A 705-nucleotide genomic window follows, 5' to 3' on the forward strand; every position below is an offset into this window, starting at 1 on the left:
GGCGAAACCATCCGCACGCAGATCTGGCGCGAGACGGGCGGCGCCTCCTTCCGCGCCAGCGTGGTCGAGCGCGACGTTGTGGTGGTGAGCAACGGCCTCTTCAGGTTCGCCTAGCGAGCTGCCGGTTCTCCAGCTTCGACAGCAGCCGGACGACCGGCCAGAGCAAGATGAAGTAGGCCACCGCGGCGGCCATAATGGGCGTCGCGTTGAAGGTCACGCTCTGCGCCTGCCGGGCCTGGAAGAGCAGCTCCGGCAGGGCCACCACCGCCGCGATGGAGGTCAGCTTCACCACCTCCAGCGTGTTTGAGATCAGGTCCGGCAGCACGTTGCGGAAGGCCTGCGGCAGCACCACCAGCCGCATCGCCTGGGCTCGGGAGAGGCCGAGCGAGCGCGCCGCCTCCATCTGCCCGGCCGGCACGCTCTCGATGCCCGCGCGCATGATCTCGCCGTAATAAGCGCCGGTGTTGAGGAAGAAGCCGATCGCAACGGCGGTGAAGGCCGAGACCTCGAAGCCCGCGAAGGGCAGCCCCGCATAGATGAAGACCAGCAGCACCAGCGGCGGCAAGGCGCGGAAGATATCCACCCAGGCCATCAGCGGCCAACGGATCCAGCGGGTCTTCGCGGTGGAGAGCAACGCGAGGATCAAGCCGCCGACGATGCCCAGCGGCACGACCAGGGCGGAGATCAGCAGGGTCTGCAGCAGCC

1 protein-coding gene is annotated in these 705 nt (G+C 68.1%); it reads right to left on the minus strand.

The window, feature by feature from the left end:
* Nucleotides 1–100 precede the first annotated feature (100 nt).
* A partial coding sequence (locus AC1DWF_RS34640) for an amino acid ABC transporter permease (RefSeq protein WP_476843002.1) occupies nucleotides 101–705 on the minus strand: 605 nt, incomplete at its 5' end.

It is taken from the genome of Aminobacter sp. P4_D5 (assembly GCF_056401815.1).